This window comes from Pseudomonas sp. P5_109 (assembly GCF_034009455.1).
GTDB lineage: Bacteria > Pseudomonadota > Gammaproteobacteria > Pseudomonadales > Pseudomonadaceae > Aquipseudomonas.
Genome location: NZ_CP125380.1, coordinates 3,608,905 through 3,629,063, shown reverse-complemented (window position 1 = coordinate 3,629,063; position 20,159 = coordinate 3,608,905). Strand labels below are relative to the sequence as shown.

The window sequence follows — 20,159 nt, the reverse complement described above, 5'->3', positions numbered from 1 at the left end:
GAATATTACGGGGAAAGGCTGGTACTCTGCACCGGGTAATTCAGATTTCCTGCAAGGCGGCTTCGGTTTCTCGCGGCATTTGACGATGTTGCCGCCGTTATGGAATCAATGACAGGCATGTCGACTATTAATAGCCACAGATAGTGTTGGGTTGAAAGCCCAGCTAGAGTTCAAGGCATTAGAAGTTCAATTGGCGAGGTTTGCGATGTCCCGCACGATTCGTTTTCACAAGTTTGGTCCAGCCGAGGTGCTCAAATGCGAAGAGCATGCGGCGGCTCTGCCTGCACCGGGCGAAGTGCAGGTGCGCGTCGAGGCGATCGGCATCAGTTGGTACGACACTCTGTGGCGCCAGAACCTGGCTTCGTCCCATGCCCGACTGCCTTCGGGCCTTGGTCAGGAGATGGCCGGTATCGTCACCGCTGTCGGTGAGGGCGTAGATGACCTGGCGGTCGGTGACAAGGTTGCCAGCTTTCCGGCCCAAAGCCCGAACGACTACCCGGTTTACGGCGAGCAGATCGTATTGCCTCGCTCGGCGGTCACCCGTTATCCGGATATCCTCAGCCCGATTCAAGCCAGCGTGCACTACACGCCGTTGTTGATTGCCTATTTCGCCTATGCGGATCTGGCACGGGTCAAGCCCGGGCAGTTTGCCTTGGTGACCGACGCCAGCCATTGCGCCGGACCTTCGTTCGTACAGCTGGGCAAGGCCCTGGGCGTTCGAGTGATCGCCGCGACCAAGTCAGCCGAGGAACGTGAGTACCTGCTGACGCTGGGTGCCGAGAAAGTCATCGTTACCGAGGAAGAAGATCTGCTGATGCGGATCAACAAAATCACCGATAACCGTGGCGTGGATGTGGTCTTCGATGGTTTGGGCGGTCCACAGATGTCGTTGCTGGGCGATGTGCTGGCGCCTCGCGGCAGCCTGGTGCTGTACGGCCTGCAAGGTGGCAACCAGACGCCTTTCCCGGCCTGCGCAGCGTTCCAGAAGAACATTCAGTTCTTCGTACACTGCATCGGCAACTTCACGGGCAAGCCGGAACTGGGCATCATCCAGGACCAGGTCGCACTGCAACGTGCCTTGCGCGACATCAACCAGCTGACCGCCGATCGCGTTCTGCTGCCGCTCAAGACTCGGGTCTTCCCGTTTGCCGAGTTTGTCGAGGCACACCGCTACATGGACGAATGCCCGTGTCGCGAAAGGGTCGCGCTCCAGGTCGAGCCGGCATAACAACCGCCGCAATAGCCCACCCAAGAGTCCGTGCCCGCACGGACTCTTTCGTTTCAGCCCCAGAAACCCATCGATCCGCAGACCAGTCCAGCAACTGAACTGGTTTTTGCCCGTAATCTGTAGCTTCTAATCAGCCACTAAGCCCTGATAATTGAATGATTACTTTCATCTCAAGGAATGAGTCATGGCTGGTAGTCAGGCTAGAACTTTTCAATGCGCACCCTTGGTGCACCTCTATAAATTAATTAGTTGCTGTGTAGTTGCCAAAAAGACAGAGACAACTTCCTTCTTTATTTCTTGTGTTAAGTGTCTGTGGGACGTTGTCGGACGTTTCCTAGGACTCCGCTTTCAATTGAACAAACCCTTGCCAGCCGGGCGCTATAGCCTCGTCGTTGGCGTTCGCTAGCAAAGCTGTTGCGATCGTTTCAAATGATTTCAAGAAAATTCAAGTGCTAGCATTTGGCAATAAAGTCCATGACTCCATTCGTGCAGGTAGCCCAGCGAAATGTGCTGTCTGCGCGATATTGAACTTACGAGTACCAGGTAAATAAAGATGACCAGCATCCATGACCAAGCGATGAACTATGTCTATCAACAAGTACTGCAGCGATTGCTGGGTTTCTTCTCCCGTGCCGAACGCACTGCATTGCAATTGTTGATTCAGCGCCTGGCGGTCGCGGCGGGGGGCATGGAGCGCATTGGCGATTACAAGGTGTTGGCGATCCAGTCCGGGGCCCGTGACAACTGCTACTCCCTGGCATTGTTGCGTGCCGCGCAGTTGACCATCGCCACGCGGTCGCCGGCGACATTCCAGTTGCGCATTGCCTCGTTGCGATTGAACGGGACAAGCGCGGCGGCCGTGGAAAACATGCACCGGACCAACAGCGCATTGTTTGTCTATGACGATCCCCGGGTCGAGATGTTGATGGTCGATGATCGGGAGGTCTTGCCGTTCAACCACCTGACGCTGATCTCCGACGCCGGGCGCGAGTCCAGCCGCCTGAACCAGCTGATGATCGGCCATCGCCGGGAATGGCGCGGCGGGTTCGACCTGTGGGATGACGGTTATCTGGCCACGGGAGAGTTCTACGGGCAAATCGCCCGCTGGGATGGTGGCGTCGACGCTTTGCTCATCGGTGACACGCCGCGTCAGCAGAAGCAGTTCATCGACGGTTTGAAGCGTGCCGCCACCAAGGCCGGGCTCAAGCCTTCGCACGCAGGCGAGGCCGGTTTTGCCGGGTTATTCGCTTTGCTCGATGAATTGGGTAGCGATTGTTATCACGCATTCTATGCAGATTACGGCCAGGCTCGATGGCGTCCACAAGAGCGCTTTGAGACCTGTCGTCGTACGGCCTGCATCGACATTCACGACCTGCTGGTCGGCAACCTGGAAGAGCGCTGGACATTGCTGACTGAATTCCTTGGGTTCCAGCCTGACGAACTGTCTGCGCAGATCAGCGACAACGAATTCGTCAGTCCGTCAATCTCGGCGCACGTCCGGGGGTTGCACGCGTGCTTCGTGCAGGGCCGCGATTACGAGGCCGGCGTTGCGCAATACCTGCAACACGCCTTGGTGATGATGCGCCGCAAACACTTGCCCGAGCGCTTGTGCGAGCAGGCCATGGAGGTGTTCGGCAACCCGGCGACATTCAAAGGGCAACGCGCCCGGGCGACGGCCGAGGCGCAAAAGAACCTGGGCCTGAGCGAGGCACAACTGGTGTGCCTGCTTTTCTCGCCTTTTATCGAAAAAGGTGCAGGGCTTGAGCGTTTTCTGCGCCAGTGCCATCCGGGCATGCTCGTGGCCATGCCCGAGTTGCACCGGGCCATGCAGGGGCATCCGGTCGCCGAGCAGATCATGCAATGGATGATGGATGTCAGCGGATTGCCCGTCAGCCTGATTGGCCAGCTTTATCGCATGGAGTGGACCCCGGGAGTCGATAGCGGGGCGCCTGAAGCACTCATCCAAACGGCCGTGGGCGATCCTGACGCTGGCATCACTCTGGTTGATGAATGGAAAGCGGGTCACTGAGCGTGGGCGGATTTTCAGCCCGTGCGGTCGGTCTTCACCCATGAAAGGTCCACGAGAAACGGATTTCGCCTATCAGGCGGTTTATCGATACCTGGCCAGCCTGATCATCGAGTCCGAAGGGGATGCGCGCATCCGCCTGCCGTCGCTGCGGCAGCTGGCGGATCGCCTCAATGTGTCGATCTCGACCATTCAGTACGCCTATTCGCTGCTGGAGAAAGAAGGGCGCGTCTATTCGGTGGCCAAGTCCGGTTACTACGCGTTGCCAGTGTCCTCGATCAACCCCCAGGACAGCGGCAGCGACCTGTTGGAAGCGGTCTACGTCAATGCCAGGCGCCCGGGGATGCTGGTCCTGAGCGCCGATGATCCGGCGTTGCTGCAGCCGCTCGACAGTCCACTGTTACTGCTGGAGCGAGAATTGCTGCGCCAGTATCCCCGACAGCCGCAGTCGCCTTCGCAACCCTGCGGCGAGCTCGAATTGCGCACGGCCCTGGCGGCACGCTACACCACGTCGCCCATGCGTTACTGGCATGCCGATGATGTCTACATCGGCGCCGACCTTCGCGGCGTACTGGAAATCCTGATCGCCGTGCTGGGTTTGAAAGACGCCACGGTGGTGGTTGAGTCGCCGTGCGACTGGGCGATTCTGCGTTTGCTTCAGGCCGCCTGCGTGCGCGTGATCGAGTTGCCCGTGCAAGCCGATGGCGGCCTCGATCCGCAATGGTTGAAAGTGCTGCTGGCGACCGAACCGGTGCGCCTGGTGATGCTGTCATCGGCCCTGAACATGCCCCGTGGCAGCCTGGCGCCTGACGAAAACAGGCAAGCCATTGCGCGGGTATTAGCCGCGCATGACTGTTGGGTGCTGGAAAACGACTGTTATGGCGAGCTCGGATTCGACCCGGGCGGCGTGCGTTTTCGCGACTTGCTGGACCCTGAACGGCTGATGGTGTTTTCCACGTTCGAGAAAACCATTGGGCCGGAAGCACCTTACGGTTACCTGCTTTCAAGGCATTGGAGTGCTGAGTTGCAACGGCACTTCCTGTTGCGCTCCTTTCGTCTCTCACCGATACGTCAGAAAGCCATCGCCCGCTTGTACAGCAGCGGCCGCATCGATCAACACCTGCTGGTGCTGCGACGGCTGCTGAAGGAGCGCAAGAGTCAAATGACCCAGTTGCTGCAGGAGCGGCTGGGAGATGCCTTGCATTTCGTCGAGCCGCAAGGCGGGGCAACGATTTGGCTGCGCTCGTTGCGTCGAGTCAATGTCCGCCGTGTGTTCCAGCGCCTGCTGGTGCATCAGGTAGTCATCGCGCCGGGCGAACTGTTCAGCCTGCACGGTCTGCACGGGCAGCATTTGCGCCTGAGTCATACCTTCGGTGGCGATCACAACCTGGCGGCCGCACTGGGATTGCTGGGGGATGCCCTGCGCCTGGAATCAATCGAGTGACTGAGACAAAAACTAACATCCTTGACTCTGATGGATCGATCCCATCGCGTTGCGGTCAAACTGCCAGTAAACTGCGACCCAATTCCTGAACCACTCTATTCCAGAGGTTTTGCATGACACTCAGTCCTTTTGCGGGTAAACCGGCACCGGCAGAATTGTTGGTCGATATCCCGCGACTGGTAACGGCCTATTACACCGGCCAGCCTGATGCCGCCATTTCGACCCAGCGCGTTGCCTTTGGCACCTCGGGGCACCGCGGTAGCTCGTTTGACTTGAGTTTCAACGAATGGCACGTGCTGGCGATCAGTCAGGCAATCTGCCTGTATCGCGAAGCTCAAGGCATCGATGGCCCGCTGTTTGTCGGTATCGACACCCACGCGCTGTCCACGCCGGCCGGCGCCAGTGCCCTTGAAGTGCTGGCCGCCAACGGCGTGACCGTAATGATCGCCGCGGGTGACGAGTACACGCCGACGCCGGCAATTTCCCATGCGATTCTCTGCTACAACCGCGGGCGCACGACGGGCCTGGCGGACGGCATCGTCATTACGCCGTCCCACAACCCGCCGCAAAGCGGTGGCTACAAGTACAACCCAACCAACGGCGGTCCGGCCGATACCCACATCACCAAGTGGATCGAAGCCAAGGCCAACGAACTGCTGGCCAACAAGCTCGCCGGGGTCAAGCGCATCAGCTACGAGCAGGCACTGAAGGCCAGCACGACTCATCGTCACGATTACATCAACACCTATGTCGCCGACCTGATCAACGTGATCGACTTCGACGCCATCCGCGATGCCAAGCTGCGCCTGGGTGTCGATCCGCTGGGTGGAGCGGGGGTGCGCTACTGGTCGGCGATTGCCGAGCACTACCGCCTGGACCTGGATGTGGTGAACAAAGCGGTCGACCCGACTTTCCGCTTCATGACCGTCGACTGGGACGGCCAGATCCGCATGGACCCATCGTCCAGCCACGCGATGCAAGGCTTGATCGGCCTGAAAGAACGCTTTGACGTCGCATTTGCCTGTGATCCGGACCACGATCGCCATGGCATCGTCACGCCGTCCGGTGGTCTGCTGGCGCCGAACAACTACCTCGCCGTTGCCATCGACTACCTGTTCCAGAACCGTCCGCAATGGCGCGCCGATGCCGCCGTGGGTAAAACCGTGGTCAGCAGCGGCTTGATCGATCGCGTGGCCAAGCGCCTGGGTCGTCGCCTGTACGAAGTGCCGGTTGGCTTCAAATGGTTTGCCGATGGCCTGTTCGATGGCTCCCTGGGTTTCGGCGGTGAAGAAAGCGCCGGCGCCTCGTTCCTGCGCAAGGACGGCGGTGTCTGGAGCACCGACAAGGACGGTTTGATCCCGGCCCTGCTGGCTGCCGAGATGACTGCCCGGACCGGTCGCGACCCGAGCCAGGCGTATCGTGCCTTGACCGACGAACTGGGTGAACCGTTCTCGGTGCGAGTCGACGCCAAGGCCAACCCGGAGCAGAAAGCGCTGTTGAGCAAGCTGTCGCCACAACAGGTCACCTCGACCCAGCTGGCCGGCGAACCGATCCAGAGCATCCTCAGCCACGCACCGGGCAATGACCAGGCCATTGGCGGTCTCAAGGTCATGACCGAAAACGGCTGGTTCGCGGCGCGTCCGTCGGGCACGGAAGACATCTACAAGATCTACGCCGAAAGCTTCGTCAGCGACGACCACCTCAAGCAACTGGTGGCCGAAGCGCAAACGCTGGTGGATGGCGCGATTTCCGCGAAATAAACACAGACTTTTGTGGTGAGCGACACTGTGGCGAGGGGGCTTGCCCCCGTTCGGCTGCGAAGCAGTCGTAAATCCAGACGATGCGGTGCTTCAGGAAAACCGCGTTTGCCGGTTTCAGGGTCGCTTCGCAACCCAACGGGGGCAAGCCCCCTCGCCACAAAGGATTTCGCAGCAAGTAAAAAAGGGGCGACCAACACGGTCGCCCCTTTTTTGCGATTGCGCTCAGCGAATCAAGCCAGGTCCACCAGAACGATCTCGCTGTCCTCGATGGCCGTCACACGTAGAACCTGCTCATCGACAACCGCGACACCGTCTCGAGCTTGTGCACGCAAGCCATTGACTTCAATGATTCCGGTGGCCGGCACCAGGTAAGCACGACGCCCCTTGTCCAACGGGTATTCGGCAGTCTCACCGGCCTTCAGGTTGGCCGCTACCAGCCGGGCATCGGCGCGGATGCGCAGGCTCTGTTCGTCGCCTTCCTTGCCGCTGGCCAGGGTGACAAAACCTTCGCGTTCGCCTTTCGGGAACGGCTTGGCGCCCCAGGAAGGGGCCAGGCCGGACTCGTTCGGGATGATCCAGATCTGGAAAATCCTGGTCGGCGTCGCTTCCAGGTTGTACTCGCTGTGGGCGATCCCGGTACCGGCACTCATGACCTGGACGTCACCGGCTTCGGTACGACCCTTATTGCCCAGGTTGTCCTGGTGGCTAATGGCGCCTTCGCGGACGTAGGTGATGATCTCCATGTCGCGGTGCGGGTGTTGCGGGAAACCGGTGCCGGGCGCGATCACGTCGTCGTTCCAGACCCGCAGGTTGCCCCAGTTCATGCGCTTGGGATCGTAGTATTCGGCGAACGAAAAATGGTGGTGAGCATCCAACCAGCCGTGGTTAGCACCGCCGAGCGAGTTGAAAGGCCTGAGTTCGAGCATGATCGTCTCCTGAAAAGCTTCGTCGGTGAGTGATGACGGCCATCATCCAACAGGCAACAATCGATAAAAAGCGTAAAAAATGCAGCATTCCCATCGAATCGATAGATATGAAATCATCTCGAAATTTTCTCATCCAACCTTCAATTCATCGCATAAGCCAATGAGTCATAAGCAATTGACTAGAACTCAAGGGCAAATGCAGACACCATAGCGTCCAACAGCCTCACACCCTGGAGTCAGTCCGCGTGCCGCAACACACCCCCGATCTTCCTCCTGAACTTCGTCCCCTGGCCGAGATGCCGCTGATCAAGCGATTGCTCGCCCGGTTCTTCGGCTACAGCCTGACCCGCCTGCACGCACAGCACCGTGCGTCGTGGTTGCACGGCCAGGCTGATGGTTTTCGCAGCGGACACAGCGCCGGGGTCGATTACGGCTACAAGGAAGGCAAGCTCGAAGGGCTGGAGGAGGGTCGGCAGGTCCTGCTGATCCGCGACTCGCGCTCAACTGAACACCGACCACCGAATGTCGATGAGCTGTTGTTCGATAATTGGCGCCTGCCGTTGAGTGCCGAGTTGAAAAAGCGCATGAAGGCTGATGTCGCCCGGTTGTTGCCGGCCCATGCCCAGCCGAGCGCCGCCCAATGGAAAATGATCTTCAGCGACACGCCATCCACCTCGGTGATCGCCGGTGCCGGTGCAGGCAAGTCGACCACGCTGGTGCTGCGCATCCTGCTGCTCACCCATTACCTGGGTTTCGAGCTGGGTTCGATGACCGTGGTCACCTTCACCCGCGAGTCGCGCAAGGACTTCATCAACAAGCTGATCGAACTGTTTGCGCTCTGGGGCCGCGCGATCAGTTTCAAGGAAGCGCGGGACCTGGTGCGCACCTTTCACTCGCGGATCCTGCCGATGGTGCGCAGCCTTCCGGGGTTCGAGCGTTTGCAGGCTTTCGAGAACCTCAGCCTGCGGGCGGCACAGGGGGACGATGAGGTCGACAGCAATCCGTTCGACCTGCGCATCAACGACGCTCAACGCCAGCAACTCAACGCCTGCTTTCACCGTCTGCACAGTAGCGATGAGCGTTTTCGCGAGCTGATCAAGCCGTTGTCCCGGCATGCCCTGCAACTCAAGGAGCTGGAGCGCGATCATCCGGATGTACAGAAGCGCATGGGTGTGACCGAACTGGCGGCCAAGCGCGATGAAGAGTTGTGCGACACCCTTGAGGACTTGTGGATTCGCGCCGGTGCCTGGCCGATCAAGGGTATCGAGCCGAATCGCCAGTCGTTCGATATCAATGGCGCGAAATTCCATTGTCACGGCTACATTCCATCCCTGGATGCCTGGGTGGTGCTGGGGTTCGATCCTCGGGAAAGCCCGCAGTTGGCCCGGCCAAACGCCAAGCTGTCGGTGCGCGCAGAGTGGGCGGTAAAACGCACCCTGTTTCAAGCTTTCTGTCGTAAGCCATTGATATGGCTTGATAGTTACGAATCATCAAAGCGAGTCCTGGCTTCGCTTGCCGGCGATGCCAGCGCCGGGCCGGGCTTCGATTACAAGGTCAAGGGCGAGCTCGCATCCGCGCCGTTGCTCGATTGCTTTGTCGCTGCCGCCGGATTCATTGAAAACCTCGGCCTGGATGTGCCGGGCGCGGTGGCTCAGATGAGTTTCGCCAAGGACGATCCCGACCGGTTCTTCTTCGAAGCCTTGAGCCTTTACTGGCGGGCGCTGGAAGATCATTTGCTCGACCAGAAACCGCCGATCATGACCTACAACCGGATGTTCGCCCTGTTCAGCGAGCATTCGCCGGAGAATCTGAAACTGCTCGGCGATGAACTGCTACGTCCGCTGTCGCACCTGATGATCGACGAATTCCAGGATGTCTCGCCGCAAATCGTCTCCTGGATCAGGGCCAGCCTGGCAGAGATCCGCAGTCGCGGCCCGGCCATGCACGTCGGGCGGGGCGCCCAGCGTTCCTCGCTGCTTTGCGTGGGGGATGACTGGCAATCCATCTATGGTTGGCGCGGCAGTTCGCCGACCTACTTCATGGAATTCAACAAGGAGTTCCCGTCGCCGAGCACCACCAAGGTCATGCTCAGTGACAACTACCGCAGCCACCAGCACATCATCGATGCCGCCGAACACATCGTGCGTGCAGCACCGGCGATTGCCGGGAAGAAAGCCAAGGCCAGCGGTGAACCCAAGGCATTGCTGCCAGTTAACGTGCTTGACCGTGATGACCAGGGCATGGCACAGCGTCTGATGGAGCATTACCGAAAGGGCGATTCGATCTTGATGCTTTATCGAAAAAGTAGCGATAAGTCATTGATAGAAGAACATATTCAGCCTGTAGTTAATGTTGATTCTAGCTTGCCGCATGAGGCTCGCAGGCTCAAGCAACTGACCTATCACAGTGCCAAGGGCCTCCAGGCCGATGCGGTGTTCCTGCTCGGCGATTGCCAGCACTTGACCAGCTCGCCTTACAAGAATCAGGTTTACCGCATGGCGGGCCTGGGCAAGGCCGGTGACAGCGAACCCTACGACAACGCCCAGAAGGACGAGATCCTGCGACTGGCGTACGTCGGGATTACCCGCGCCGTCAGCCATTGCTACTGGTACGTCGATGCGCAAGACACCCAGGCTGCGAACATGCCCAAGGCATCCGACCGGATCGGCAAGGGCAAGGCGTTCTTTGTCGATCATCGTAAAAGCCAAACCACCGCCTGAATCGAGACCCTGTAGGAGCCAGCTTGCCGGCGATGGACTGTAGGAGCCAGCTTGCTGGCGATGAACTCCAGTGCACTGCGTTTATCCAGGTCACACGCGTTATCGTTAACGACCATCGCTGGCAAGCCAGCTCCTACAGGTGTTCGCGTACTTCCCGGGTAACTGTAGGAGCCGGCTTGCTGGCGATGGACTCAAGTGCGCCGCGTTTATCCGGTTCATGCGCGTTATCGTTAACGACCATCGCTGGCAAGCCAGCTCCTACAAGGGACCGTGTCCTGGCCGAAATGATTTGGACGCCAAACTGTAGGAGCCGGCTTGCTGGCGATGGACTCAAGTGCGCCGCGAATATCCAGTTCATACGCGTCATCGTTAACGTCCATCGCGAGCAAGCTCGCTCCTGCAAGGAATTGCGCTCAACAAAAAGCCCACTCGAAGTGGGCCTTTTAATGACTGAACCTTCAGGCATAACTTCTGAGGGCTTGGGGTGGAACGAAGGCTTCAAGCTCATCCTCAACCGCTTCGATTATTCGTTCTACATCCGCGGCATTCATGACGGTGGCGCACGGAATGCCGGCAATGGCGATCATGGTCTCGCCAGTGGCACGATCAAAAAGACGGGCAATCATGCTGCCCGGCGCGTCCATGCTCGCCTCGAAACCCATGGGATGAAAATGCCAGCGCATCAGCTGGCAGGCGTTTGGAAACGTGACCTTACTGAACCCTTTATTCATGTGTTGCCCGCCTTCATTATCGAGCGCTTCCTTTAGCTCATGGTAGGAGGGAAGAACCTTCAATGGCTCAACCAGTGACAGTCTTTAAAAGTAGCACCCGGATGTGAAAAGAATGTGGATTTTTCAGGCCATTTGGCGATTGCCGCCATTTTTTTGATTCAGGTCACGCTTCATTCGCATTTGCAGCCAAAGGCGGTCATCCGTTTAGTCGTTGAAGACAAAACGGAAGTTGGGCAAGCTCGGTCTTTTCCCGTTGAGATTTTCCATGCACGCCGATGATGATGGCCCCCTGCAAACCCAGGCCACGGGCGAGACGGTCATGCGCTATCACTTGCGCTGGAAGCACCGGGACCTGGACGGCGTCATGGCGCTCTATCACCCTGAAGTCCAGTACAACGACTTTTTCCAGAACCGGGTCATGGGCCTGGCCGAACTGCGCGAATACGTGCGCAGCAGCATGCCCCGGGACCCGGATGAGGCGCTGGAGCACTCCGACCGCATTCGCCTGGACGGCAATACCGCCTTCATCCAGTACCGCATCACCTTGCGCGGCGGTGAGGGGCTGGTGTCGTTCCGCGCCAGTGAAGCGATTACGGTCAAGGACGGGCTGATCTGGCGGGTCAACGAATACGCCTCATTGGTGCATGAGCAAGCCGCAAGCAAAGCTTCCGGCAATCAGCGCCCGGCCGTCAGCCGGCTCGGCCTGTCGCCACGTCAATTGAGCTTCATGGCCGAGGACCTGCAACAGTATTTCCAGCGCCAACAACCGTATCTCGACCCGGAGCTTGATCTGCAACGGGTGGCAAAGGAATGCGGCTACAGCCGCAACCAGATTTCCTATCTGTTGAACCAGGTGCTGGGGCAAAGCTTCTACCGCTACGTCAACCAGGCGCGCCTGCAACATCTGCTGGCTGCGCTGGATGCCGCCACGCCACCGTTGCGTATCGATGAGCTGGCCTTCGCTGCCGGATTCAATTCGCTGTCGGCGTTCTACAGCTGTTTCCGCCAGCACACCGGCCAGTCACCCAAGGCCTACGTCAAACAAATTTCTTTGCGTGCACGCGCGCAAGACAGCGCCTGAGCCCACGCACTAGGATCGACGCCATCGAAGTTTGAGTGGCGGAGTCTTGCATGCCGGCGTGGCGCACTATCAGTTTGTGGATGGACCAGCTCGACGAGCCTCTATTGGCGCGTCCGGCGCTGGAGCGGGACCTGGATGTGGACGTGGCGATTATCGGCGCGGGTTACACCGGTCTCTGGACCGCGTACTACCTCAAGCGGCAGAAACCTGACCTGAACATCGCCATTGTCGAAGCGCAAACCGCCGGTTTCGGCGCGTCTGGGCGCAATGGCGGCTGGTTGATGGGCAATTTGCTGGGTGAAGATCGCCTGCTGGCCGATCTGCCGACGCAAGAGCGCCGTGCTTCCTACAACTTGTTGCACAGCATTCCGGATGAAGTGGCGATCGTCCTCGAACGCGAGGGCATCGACTGCGATTACCGTAAAGGCGGGGTGCTGTATTGCGCTGCGCGCTATCCGGAGCAGGAGGCCAGCCTGCGTCACTATCTGGACGATCTCCATCGCCAGGGCCTCGACGACAGCCACTATCGCTGGCTCAGCCCGGAACAACTGGCGCAACAGATCAGGGTCGCCAAACCCTATGGCGGTATCTACGCACCACACGTGGCGACCATCCACCCGGCCAAGCTGGTACGCGGGCTGGCCCGGGCTGTAGAGCGCCTGGGGGTGAAAATCTACGAAAACAGCCCGGTCACCCATTGGCAGTCAGGCAGCCTACGCACGGCAAAGGCGTCGGTGCGCAGTCGTTGGGTAGTGCCGGCGGTTGAAGGCTACTCCGTCACCTTGCCGCCATTGGGCCGTTACCAGATGCCGGTGCAGAGCCTGATCGTCGCGACCGAGCCTTTGTCGGCGGCCACCTGGGACGAAATCGGCCTGAGCCGCGGCCAGGCGTTCAGCGAGGCCAGTCGCCAGGTGACCTACGGCCAGCGCACCGCAGACAACCGTTTGATCTTTGGCGCCCGTGGCGGCTATCAGTTTGCCGGCAAGCTGCGCCACGACTTCGACCTGACCACGGATGAAAAAGAGCTTCGGCGCTATCTGTTCGGCGAGCTGTTCCCGCAGCTGAAGAACGTGCAGATCACTCATTCCTGGGGCGGCAACCTGGGCATGTCCCGGCACTTCCAGCCACACATGCTTTGCGATCAGGCCAGCGGCATCGCCTTGTCTGGCGGTTATGGCGGGGAGGGAGTCGGCGCCAGCAACCTGGGGGGGCGCACGCTGGCCGACCTGATCCTCGGCCGCGACAGCGATCTGGTGCGCCAGCCGTGGGTCATCCCGCAGCGCGGGCTCGACGCGCTCCGGGCGTGGGAGCCGGAACCGATCCGCTGGCTCGGCTACAACGCAATCATCCGCAGCTTTGTCCATGAGGACCAGACCCTGGCCAACCCGGCTACCGCGCCCTGGCGGCGCAAGCTGGCCAGCGGGGTGGCTGGCTTCATGGAAGGTTTCATGCACTAAACGGCGCGCTCTTCATCTACAGGCTACATCGACAGGTATTCCCATGAGCATCACGCAATTCAAGAACACCGCAACCCTGAAACTGGACGAATCCAATCCGGTCGCCGTGCCCCTGGGTACGCCCGTGGCCGTGGCGTCGACCACCAGCATCGAACGCGACGACGGCGTCGAGACCGGCGTCTGGGAATGCACCCCCGGGCGCTGGCGGCGGCAGATCGTCGCCCAGGAATTCTGTCACTTCATCCAGGGCCGTTGCACCTTCACGCCCGACGGCGGCGAACCGCTGCACATCGAAGCTGGCGACGCGCTGATGCTGCCAGCCAATAGCCTCGGGATCTGGGACATCCAGGAAACCGTGCGCAAGACCTACGTTTTGATTTTTTGAATGCTTTTGACATTTGAAAGCTGATCTTTTGATTGCCTGCCAATAACAACAACCCCTACAGGAATCGACTCATGATCCGAAAGACCCTGACGCTGGCTCCGCTGATGCTGGTTGCATCCATCAGCCAGGCGGCCGAAACCGTCAAAATCTACAACTGGTCGGATTACATCGCGCCAGACACCACGAAAAACTTCCAGAAAGAAACCGGCATCGGCTTCACCTACGACGTCTACGACAGCAACGAGACCCTCGATGGCAAGCTGATGACCGGCAAATCGGGGTACGACGTGGTGTTCCCGTCCAACCACTTCATGGCCCGGCAGATTGAAGGCGGCGCCCTGAAGAAGCTCGACAAGAGTCAGTTGCCGAACTGGAAGAACCTCAATCCCGTGTTGCTCAAGGCCTTGCAGACCAACGACCCGGGCAACGAGCACGGCTTCCCGTACCTGTGGGGCAGTACCGGAATCGGCTACAACATTGCCAAGGTCAAGGCCGTGCTGGGCGACAACGCCCCCGTGGATTCCTGGGACCTGATCTTCAAGCCCGAGAACATGCAGAAGTTGCAGAAGTGTGGCGTGGCCATCCTCGACAACGGCCCCGAACTGCTGCCGGCGGCGTTGAACTACCTCGGTTTGCCCCATCACAGCAAGAACCCGGAAGACTACAAGAAGGCTGAAGCCTTGCTGCTGAAAGTGCGGCCGTATGTCAGCTACTTCCACTCGTCCAAGTACACCAGTGACCTGGCCAATGGCGATATCTGCGTGGCGGTCGGGTTCTCCGGCGACATCCTGCAGGCGGAAAACCGTGCCAGGGAAGCCAACAATGGCATCGACATCGGTTATGCGATTCCCAAGGAAGGCGCCGCGATCTGGTTCGACATGGTCGCCATGCCGGCCGATGCTCCGGATGAAAAGGCCGGCTACGCCTTCATGGACTACCTGCTGCGTCCGGACGTCATGGCCGGCGTCAGCAACTACGTGCATTACGCCAATGGCAACGAGAAGGCCGACAGCCTGATCGACCCTGCGATCAAGAACGACACCAAGGTTTACCCCAGTCCTGAAATGATGGGCAAACTGTTTGCGCTGGAGGCCATGCCACTGAGCATCGATCGGGTACGTACCCGGGTCTGGAACAAGATTCGCACCGGCAGCTGAAACATCGAGCGGTCATCGGGACAGGATGTCCCGATGTCATCGGTCTCAGCCGACCGGCTCGGCTGCGCAAGTCATCTGTCCTGAGCCGGGTATCTGCAAGAACACGTCATTGCCGATTTGCCAGAAGCTGTAGGTGCCTTTGTAGTCCTTGCCCGTGTACTGGGTTCCGGAACTGCTCGGCACCTGGCTCAGGGTGACGGAGGTGTTCGCCCACTTCAGGAACACAACGCCCGGTTCGACGGTATAGAACGTGGCGGCAATCAGCGGGCTGAAGCCGGCGCAATGGTAGGCAAGGGGGCCTTCGGTGCGTCGGCTGGGGTCCTTGGTCCTGGCAATGGCCGAGCCCTGGCGCAGTTGATGCGCGCGTTCGGCATAACTGCGAATGACGCAAGCCTTGGCTTGCGGGTCGCTGCCACACTGATTGCGGGCGGCGATCCAGAACCGCTGGTCAACCTCGACCTTGTCCGGGCGCGGCACGGCATGGTCATCGGTGAGCACCAGCAGATAAAGGCGATTGAGTTCCAGGTCCATCTGCGCCAGTTGGGCGTCGTGGCAGATGAGCTTTTCGACGGGCGCCTGGTTGCCGCTGCAGTCGAAGCTGGTTTTGTAGGTGGGTGAAGGCTTGGTGGCGGCCGAGCAAAGACTGGCTGTCACGCACGCGCTGGCAGCAAGGATCGAGACCAAAAGTGGCGTGACCATGTTCATTTCGGCTTCACCTGAATCATGACGTGATGCCCCTGTTGCAGCGGACTCCATCATAGCGCTGCGTAGTCATTCGGTCGCCCCGGGTCTACGCAGTGTAAGGCAGTGTTGGAAACCTGCCACCGAGGGGGAAGGTGAAGCATCGAGTCGCATCAAGTGGTGCTCTCAGTCATCTTCCGTGCGAATCGTCGCCACTTCGTCGGCCCTGACTCTCACGGTCGCACCGGAAATGTCCTCGAACTCGAAGAACCCGTCCTTGGTTTTGGTCTTCGGCATGTCTTTTGTCAGGTACTGGGTGCCGTTCTGCAGCGTCACAACCGTTGGTGTCGAGCAACCGGCCAGCGTCAGCATGGCCGCTATCGCCAGGGGCAAACCCAAAGTCTTGATGTCCATTATCACCTCCACGCGTTCTGAAGCAGTGCCTTCAGCTTGAGGCTGGCACTGCACATCTATGGCGGTTGGTGCCGCCAGGGGGCAGAAAGTTCTACTGCCCGGGAAATATTCCGTACAGCGCCGCCTTTTATCCTTTTCCCGTTGCACCGGACAGGGTGGAACTGGTATCTGTACGCATAACCAGTACTCGCTCGCCATGGCCCATTTCTGTGACTGCAAATCCCCTCGACAATCCGTTCTATTACCTCAACAACTTCATGCAAGTGCTTGATTGGCTTGAGCAACGCTGTGCCGATGTGCTGAGCGTCGACGAGCAGTGCTTCATACAAGAGTTTAAGCTGTTGCCCGGTGAATCGCAGGCACTTCTGGTCAGAATGGTCATGCGCAAAGGCGTTCATTTCAGGGCGAGCAAGCTGCATTACGACGAAATCGGCGATATCGTCAGCGCCGCCGGCCCGTTGTTGAAGCTCGGTTGGGTCGATGAGCGAATGCCGCTGGCGATCGAAACGCTGTTCGACCTGTTGCTCAAGGAAGAAATCCTCCAGGCCTTTGGCCCTGTCATCGATCAACCCAAGGGCAAGAAGGCCGATTGGTTGCCAGCGCTGTGCGAACAATTTCCTCAGGTGCAAAGCTTCAACGACTGGTGTCCGATGCTGGATGAGCGCTTGCTCAGCCTGACCATCATGGAGTTGTGCGATCGCCTGCGCCTGATGTTCTTCGGCAACCTGTATCAGGACTGGTCGGAGTTCGTGCTGGCCGATCTCGGCATTTATACCTACGAAAAAGTCGAGTTCTGCGCCGAGTCCCGGGGTTTGCGCAGTCGCGAAGACGTGGACGCCTATCTCCTCCTGCACGCGTACCAGCAACAATTCGAGGCCGGTGAAGCACTGGAAGAGGTGGCCGAACGGATCAACGGGCTGGCGCTGGACAACCCATGGTTGCAACGGCGGCGCGGCAAACTGTTGTTCCAGATGGGCCAATATTGCGAACGCATCGCCGATTTCGCCATGGCCCTGAACCTCTACCGCGAATGTGCCTATCCGGGCGCGCGTGCGCGGCTGATCCGCGTGCTGGAGCGCAGTGGCGAGTTTGAGCTGGCGATGGAACTGGCCGCACTCGCCGAACAATCCCCGGAAAGTGCCGCCGAACATCAGCAGTTGCTCCGCGTACTGCCACGCCTGCGACGCAAGCTCGGCGGGCCGCCCATCAAGCGGGCTGCGCCTCGGCAAATGCAGCGTCTGGACCTGCAATTGCCCAGAACGGATCAGGCGTTATCAGTGGAGTCTTACGTACAGGTACATTTGGCAGAAGAGTCGGCACCGGTGCACTACGTCGAGAACAGCCTGGTCAATTCACTGTTTGGCCTGCTGTGCTGGCCGGCGATTTTCGCGCCGTTGCCGGGTGCCTTTTTTCACCCGTTCCAGCGCGGGCCGGTGGATTTGCTCAGCGAAGACTTCCATGCCCGCCGGGCCGAACTGTTCCAGGCCTGCCTGGCCGAGCTCGACGACGGGCGCTACCGGCAGACCATCCGCGAACGTTATGCCGCCAAGTGGGGCGTGCAGTCGCCGTTCGTGTTCTGGAGCGTGCTCAGCGAAGAGCTGCTGGAACAAGCCCTGGATTGCCTGCCGGCCGAGCACCTCAGGCACTGGTTCAACCGCCTCTTGCTGGACATCAAGGCCAATCGCGCCGGCATGCCGGACCTGATCCAGTTCTGGCCGCAGCAAAAGACCTACCGCATGATCGAGGTCAAGGGCCCGGGCGACCGCCTGCAAGACAACCAGTTGCGCTGGCTCGAGTTCTGCCATGAGCACCAGATGCCGATTGCCGTGTGCTATGTGCAATGGGCGGAGCAGGACGCTTGAGCTACAGCATTGCAGTGCGGGCGCTGTGTGAGTTCACCGCCAAGGTCGGCGACCTCGACCTGCGCTTCACCCCGTCACCGACCGCGCTGGAAGGCATCGCCGGGCACCGCACGGTGGCGTCGCGGCGCAGCGAGGGCTACCAGAGCGAAGTCGCCCTTGAAGGCCAGTATCAAACCCTGACGGTCAAGGGCAGGGCGGATGGTTATGACCCCGGGCAAAACTGCCTGGAGGAGGTCAAGACCTATCGGGGCGACTTGAGCAAGCAACCGGCCAACCACCGTCAGTTGCATTGGGCCCAGGCGAAAATCTACGGCTGGTTGATGTGCCGCAAGCTGGATCTTGGGCAAATCAATCTGGCGCTGGTGTATTTCGACATCGTCAGCGAAAAGGAAACCTGCCTGGTCGAGTCATTCGAGGCCGCGCAACTGCAAGGGTTCTTCGAACAGCATTGCGCGCGTTTCCTGCAATGGGCCGAACAGGAAGTCGTCCATCGTGACGGGCGCAATCTGGCGGCGCAGCGCCTGGCTTTTCCCCATGCCGACTTTCGGCCGGGGCAGCGCCACCTGGCCGAGTCGGTGTTCAAGGCCGTCAGCACGGGGCGCTGCCTGATGGCCCAGGCGCCCACGGGAATCGGCAAGACCCTGGGCACCTTGTTCCCCATGCTCAAGGCGCTGGCACCGCAGCAACTGGACAAGGTGTTCTTCCTTACGGCGAAAACCCCGGGACGCAAACTCGCCCTGGACGCTGCGCAAGTGCTTCTCGCCAGCACCGCTGCGCCGCCGTTGCGGGTGCTGGAGATGATCGCCCGGGACAAGGCCTGCGAACACCCGGACAAAGCCTGCCACGGCGAGTCGTGCCCGCTGGCCCGGGGATTCTACGATCGCCTGCCCGCGGCGCGTCAGGCGGCCAGCCAACTGAGCCTGTTGCACCAGGGTGCCCTGCGCGAGGTCGCCCTGGCGCATGACGTCTGTCCGTATTACCTGAGCCAGGAAATGGCACGCTGGGCCGACGTGGTGGTGGCCGACTACAACTATTACTTCGACTTCAGCGCGCTGCTGTTCGGTCTGGCCCAGGCCAACAACTGGAAAGTCGCGGTGCTGGTCGACGAAGCCCATAACCTGGTGGAACGCGGCCGGCAGATGTACAGCGCGAGCCTTGACCAGGCGACCTTCAACGGCGTGCGCAAAACCGCGCCTGAGGTGCTGAAAAAGTCGATGCAGCGGGTCAACCGCGAGTGGAATGCCTTGAATGGTACGCAAACCGGAGCCTACCAAGCCTATGACAAGGCGCCGGAAAAGCTCCTTCAGGCACTGTCTTCGTGCAGCGCCAGCATCGGTGACTACCTGAACGATCACCCGCAAGGCCTGGATAGCGCACTGCAGGGTTTCTACTTCGACATGCTGCATTTTTGCCGGGTGGCCGAACTGTTCGATGAGCAGTTCCTGTTCGACATCAGCAAGCGCGACCTCGAACGCAAGCGCAGCCTCTCGCAGTTGTGCCTGCGCAACGTGGTTCCCGCCGGGTTCATCCGCCCGCGCCTGACCGCCGCGCGCAGTACGGTGCTGTTTTCCGCGACCCTCAGCCCCCGGCACTATTACGCCGATTTACTGGGGACACCGGCGGACACGGTTTGCATCGACGTCGAGTCGCCGTTCCATGCCGATCAACTGCAAGTGCACATCGTCAACCAGATCTCCACGCGGTTCGTGCATCGCCAGTCCTCCCTCGAACCGATCGTGGAGTTGATTGCCAAACAGTTCTGCGCGCGCCCCGGCAACTACCTGGCGTTTTTCAGCAGTTTCGATTATCTGCAGCAGGTGGCGCAGTTACTCGCCGAGAAACACCCGAACATCCGTCTGTGGTCGCAGTCCCGCGGCATGGACGAAGCGCAACGTCAGCAGTTTCTCGATCAATTCCACGCCGACGGCCAGGGTGTCGGTTTTGCCGTGCTGGGCGGGGCCTTTGGTGAAGGCATCGATTTGCCCGGTGCCCGGTTGATCGGCGCATTTATCGCCACCTTGGGGCTGGCCCAGCTCAATCCGGTGAACGAACAACTGAAACGACGCATGGCCGCCATTTTTGGCGCCGGTTACGACTATACCTATCTGTTTCCCGGCGTACAGAAAGTGGTGCAGGCCGCCGGGCGGGTTATCCGCACCCAGCAGGATCAAGGGGTCGTGATGTTGATCGACGACCGTTTTGGCGAGAGCAAGGTCAGGCAACTGCTGCCGCGTTGGTGGGCTTTCCAAATTCCCGCTATGACGCATACTCCAGAGAAACAATGAAT

Annotated in this window: 15 protein-coding genes; 11 read left to right on the top strand and 4 right to left on the bottom strand. The window is 59.8% G+C overall.

The features are described 5' to 3' along the window. The first annotated feature begins 205 nt into the window (after positions 1-205). The 4 genes from QMK54_RS16255 (at position 206) to pgm (ending at position 6,458) form a co-directional block, all read left to right on the top strand. Positions 206-1,228: a zinc-dependent alcohol dehydrogenase family protein gene (locus tag QMK54_RS16255; protein ID WP_110659582.1), complete on the top strand. Its 1,023-nt coding sequence runs from the start codon at positions 206-208 to the stop codon at positions 1,226-1,228. A gap of 553 nt (positions 1,229-1,781) precedes the next feature. After that, positions 1,782-3,257 (top strand): hypothetical protein, encoded by a 1,476-nt coding sequence (locus tag QMK54_RS16250; RefSeq protein WP_110659581.1) that lies wholly within the window; start codon positions 1,782-1,784, stop codon positions 3,255-3,257. A 40-nt stretch (positions 3,258-3,297) separates the two neighbouring features. Further along, entirely contained in the window at positions 3,298-4,698 is a 1,401-nt protein-coding gene (locus QMK54_RS16245) for a PLP-dependent aminotransferase family protein (protein WP_110659580.1), read from the top strand. Between the two features lie 113 nt (positions 4,699-4,811). Continuing rightward, entirely contained in the window at positions 4,812-6,458 is a 1,647-nt protein-coding gene (gene pgm, locus QMK54_RS16240; protein ID WP_110659579.1) for a phosphoglucomutase (alpha-D-glucose-1,6-bisphosphate-dependent), read from the top strand. A gap of 230 nt (positions 6,459-6,688) precedes the next feature. Here pgm and QMK54_RS16235 read toward each other — a convergent pair whose 3' ends face one another. Continuing rightward, positions 6,689-7,384 (bottom strand): pirin family protein, encoded by a 696-nt coding sequence (locus QMK54_RS16235; RefSeq protein ID WP_110659578.1) that lies wholly within the window; start codon positions 7,382-7,384, stop codon positions 6,689-6,691. Between the two features lie 245 nt (positions 7,385-7,629). Here QMK54_RS16235 and QMK54_RS16230 point away from each other — a divergent pair, with 245 nt between their 5' ends. Continuing rightward, complete coding sequence (locus QMK54_RS16230) at positions 7,630-10,104, top strand: UvrD-helicase domain-containing protein (protein ID WP_320400872.1); 2,475 nt, start codon at positions 7,630-7,632, stop codon at positions 10,102-10,104. A 458-nt stretch (positions 10,105-10,562) separates the two neighbouring features. Here the strand turns inward: QMK54_RS16230 and QMK54_RS16225 are convergent, their stop codons facing one another. Continuing rightward, positions 10,563-10,835, bottom strand: coding sequence for a DUF1652 domain-containing protein (locus QMK54_RS16225; RefSeq protein ID WP_008050083.1), 273 nt, complete (start codon positions 10,833-10,835; stop codon positions 10,563-10,565). A 265-nt stretch (positions 10,836-11,100) separates the two neighbouring features. Here QMK54_RS16225 and QMK54_RS16220 point away from each other — a divergent pair, with 265 nt between their 5' ends. From QMK54_RS16220 to QMK54_RS16205, 4 genes are all read left to right on the top strand, one after another. Next, positions 11,101-11,916, top strand: a complete 816-nt coding sequence (locus QMK54_RS16220; RefSeq protein ID WP_110659187.1) for a helix-turn-helix transcriptional regulator — start codon at positions 11,101-11,103, stop codon at positions 11,914-11,916. Positions 11,917-11,966: 50 nt separating this feature from the next. Then, a complete protein-coding gene (locus QMK54_RS16215; RefSeq protein ID WP_110659186.1) occupies positions 11,967-13,373 on the top strand; it encodes an NAD(P)/FAD-dependent oxidoreductase in 1,407 nt (468 codons plus the stop codon). 43 nt (positions 13,374-13,416) lie between these two features. Continuing rightward, positions 13,417-13,758 carry a cupin domain-containing protein gene (locus QMK54_RS16210; protein ID WP_223588784.1) on the top strand — a complete coding sequence of 114 codons (342 nt, stop codon included), beginning with the start codon at positions 13,417-13,419 and terminating at the stop codon, positions 13,756-13,758. Positions 13,759-13,829: 71 nt separating this feature from the next. Next, entirely contained in the window at positions 13,830-14,915 is a 1,086-nt protein-coding gene (locus QMK54_RS16205) for a polyamine ABC transporter substrate-binding protein (RefSeq protein WP_223588781.1), read from the top strand. A gap of 45 nt (positions 14,916-14,960) precedes the next feature. Here the strand turns inward: QMK54_RS16205 and QMK54_RS16200 are convergent, their stop codons facing one another. Continuing rightward, entirely contained in the window at positions 14,961-15,620 is a 660-nt protein-coding gene (locus tag QMK54_RS16200; protein WP_223588778.1) for an MliC family protein, read from the bottom strand. Positions 15,621-15,782: 162 nt separating this feature from the next. Further along, on the bottom strand, positions 15,783-16,010 hold the full coding sequence (locus tag QMK54_RS16195; protein ID WP_223588773.1) for a YgdI/YgdR family lipoprotein: 228 nt from the start codon (positions 16,008-16,010) through the stop codon (positions 15,783-15,785). Between the two features lie 209 nt (positions 16,011-16,219). On the opposite strand from QMK54_RS16195, the gene QMK54_RS16190 reads away from it, so the two are divergent. Continuing rightward, the gene (locus QMK54_RS16190; protein ID WP_320400871.1) at positions 16,220-17,872 is read left to right on the top strand and encodes a VRR-NUC domain-containing protein; all 1,653 of its coding nucleotides are present in this window, start codon (positions 16,220-16,222) and stop codon (positions 17,870-17,872) included. Then, a complete protein-coding gene (locus tag QMK54_RS16185; protein ID WP_320400870.1) occupies positions 17,869-20,157 on the top strand; it encodes an ATP-dependent DNA helicase in 2,289 nt (762 codons plus the stop codon). The genes QMK54_RS16190 and QMK54_RS16185 overlap by 4 nt, the downstream gene beginning before the upstream one ends. Positions 20,158-20,159: the final 2 nt, after the last annotated feature.

Excerpts from the sequence above, each read along its gene's own strand:
- QMK54_RS16255 (WP_110659582.1), top strand. The coding sequence starts at position 206 with ATGTCCCGCACGATTCGTTTTCACAAGTTTGGTCCAGCCGAGGTGCTC.
- QMK54_RS16250 (WP_110659581.1), top strand. The coding sequence starts at position 1,782 with ATGACCAGCATCCATGACCAAGCGATGAACTATGTCTATCAACAAGTA.
- QMK54_RS16245 (WP_110659580.1), top strand. The coding sequence starts at position 3,298 with ATGAAAGGTCCACGAGAAACGGATTTCGCCTATCAGGCGGTTTATCGA.
- pgm (WP_110659579.1), top strand. The coding sequence starts at position 4,812 with ATGACACTCAGTCCTTTTGCGGGTAAACCGGCACCGGCAGAATTGTTG.
- QMK54_RS16235 (WP_110659578.1), bottom strand. The coding sequence starts at position 7,384 with ATGCTCGAACTCAGGCCTTTCAACTCGCTCGGCGGTGCTAACCACGGC.
- QMK54_RS16225 (WP_008050083.1), bottom strand. The coding sequence starts at position 10,835 with ATGAATAAAGGGTTCAGTAAGGTCACGTTTCCAAACGCCTGCCAGCTG.
- QMK54_RS16220 (WP_110659187.1), top strand. The coding sequence starts at position 11,101 with ATGCACGCCGATGATGATGGCCCCCTGCAAACCCAGGCCACGGGCGAG.
- QMK54_RS16215 (WP_110659186.1), top strand. The coding sequence starts at position 11,967 with ATGCCGGCGTGGCGCACTATCAGTTTGTGGATGGACCAGCTCGACGAG.
- QMK54_RS16210 (WP_223588784.1), top strand. The coding sequence starts at position 13,417 with ATGAGCATCACGCAATTCAAGAACACCGCAACCCTGAAACTGGACGAA.
- QMK54_RS16205 (WP_223588781.1), top strand. The coding sequence starts at position 13,830 with ATGATCCGAAAGACCCTGACGCTGGCTCCGCTGATGCTGGTTGCATCC.
- QMK54_RS16200 (WP_223588778.1), bottom strand. The coding sequence starts at position 15,620 with ATGAACATGGTCACGCCACTTTTGGTCTCGATCCTTGCTGCCAGCGCG.
- QMK54_RS16195 (WP_223588773.1), bottom strand. The coding sequence starts at position 16,010 with ATGGACATCAAGACTTTGGGTTTGCCCCTGGCGATAGCGGCCATGCTG.